This window comes from Mycobacterium sp. TH-M116, assembly GCF_057473685.1.
The window spans coordinates 1-1856 of sequence record NZ_JBYCLC010000398.1 but is presented as its reverse complement, the minus strand read 5'-3'; the positions used below and the strand labels follow the sequence as shown (position 1 = coordinate 1856).

Below are 1856 nucleotides of genomic sequence, written 5' to 3'. Positions count from 1 at the left end.
CGAGGACGTCAGCGACCTCGCCGGTGAGCACGCGCAGCGGTGGCGGCAGTGGGCCTCCTGCTTCGAGTTCGACTTCACCTACGTCCACGGCGGCGGCAGCGTGCGCCAGTCCGGAGCGTCGCGCTACCGGCATTGGCTGACCCACAAACTGGGCACCTGGCACGACCAGTTCGGCACGTCGGGCTGTGTGGGCTGCGGGCGGTGCATCGCCTGGTGCCCCACCGGCATCGACCTCACCGCGGAGATGAACACGATGGCCCGTGATGACTGAACGGCCGAGCGGTTGCACCGCGCCGTCTGCCATGGCCCCCAACCCCTACCGGGTGCGCAGCCGTGTCGTGGAGAGCCCCGACTCGGCGACGCTGTGCCTGGAACCGGTCGGCGAACCGCTGCGGGCACCGGAGCCCGGGGAGTTCATGATGCTCTACGCCTTCGGTGTGGGGGAGGCGGCGATCTCGATCAGCGGCGACCCCAGCGTCACCGATGGGTCGATCACGCACACCATCCGCGCGGTCGGCGCGGTCAGCCGCGCACTGCACGATGCCCGGCCGGGCACCGTCGTCGGCGTGCGCGGCCCGTTCGGCACCACCTGGGGACTGGACGAGGCCGCCGGGCGGGACCTGGTCATGATCGCCGGTGGTGTCGGCCTGTGCCCGCTGCGTCCTGCGGTGCTGGGCGCGCTGGCCGGCCGGTCGCGCTACGGCCAGCTCACCCTCATCGTCGGTGCCCGCTCGCGCGCCGACTTCGTGTTCGCCGCCCAGCTCGAGCAGTGGGCGCAGGATCCGCAGATCGAATTGCACGTCACGGTGGACGTCCCGGTGCAGGGCTGGCGCGGGGAGGTGGGGCTGGTCACCGAGCCGCTACGCCGACTGGCGCTGGACGCCGGACGCACCACCGCGTTCCTGTGCGGGCCCGAGTCCATGCTGCGCTTCGGCGCCCAAGCGCTGCTGGCCAAAGGCGTTGCTGCCCAGAACATTCGGGTATCCCTGGAACGCAACATGCAGTGCGGCGTCGGGTGGTGCGGCCACTGCCAGCTCGGCCCGCTGCTGTTGTGCCGCGACGGGCCCGTCGTCGGCTACGACGTCGCCGGCCCGCTGCTCGACGTGAAGGAGCTGTAGATGAGCCCGCCCACGCTGGCCGTGTGGAAGTTCGCCTCGTGCGACGGCTGCCAGCTGACGCTGCTGGACTGCGAGGACGAGCTGCTCACCCTGGCCGAGCGGGTGCAGATCGCCACCTTCGCCGAGGCGTCCAGCGCGATGGTCGGCGGGCCCTACGACGTGTCCTTGGTCGAGGGATCGATCACCACCGGCCACGACGAACGACGCATCCGCGAAATCCGGGACCAGTCAAAAACTCTCGTCACCATCGGCGCGTGTGCCACCGCCGGGGGCGTGCAGGCGCTGCGCAACTTCGGTGACATCGCCGAGTTCACCTCGGTCGTCTACGCCAGGCCGGAGTACATCGACACGCTGGCGACCTCCACCCCGGCCTCGGCGCACGTCGAGGTCGACTACCAGCTGCACGGCTGCCCGATCGACCGCGGCCAGCTGCTCGACACGCTCGCGGCGCTGCTGATCGGGCGCACACCCAGGCTGCCGGCCAAGACGGTGTGCACCGAGTGCAAGCAACGCGGCGTGACGTGTCTGGTCGTCGCGCAGGGCACCCCCTGTCTGGGTCCCGTCACCCACGCCGGCTGCGGGGCGCTGTGCCCCCGGCACAACCGGGGCTGCTTCGGCTGTTTCGGCCCGTCGGCGGCGCCGCGGACCGCGACGTTGATCCCGCTGCTGCGCCGCGACGGCATGTCGGAGGCCGACGTCGACCGGGTGTTCTCGACGTTCAACGTCGCCAGTTTCCGG

Annotated in this window: 3 protein-coding genes; all 3 read left to right on the top strand. The window is 71.1% G+C overall.

What is annotated here, in order from left to right; genetic code table 11:
- On the top strand, positions 1-271 hold a 271-nt coding region (locus AC2VOK_RS20625), incomplete at its 5' end, for a 4Fe-4S dicluster domain-containing protein (RefSeq protein ID WP_428902102.1).
- Positions 264-1118, top strand: a complete 855-nt coding sequence (locus tag AC2VOK_RS20620) for an FAD/NAD(P)-binding protein (RefSeq protein WP_428902101.1) — start codon at positions 264-266, stop codon at positions 1116-1118. The genes AC2VOK_RS20625 and AC2VOK_RS20620, both read left to right, overlap by 8 nt.
- On the top strand, positions 1119-1856 hold a 738-nt coding region (locus AC2VOK_RS20615; protein ID WP_428902100.1), incomplete at its 3' end, for an NADH-quinone oxidoreductase subunit B family protein.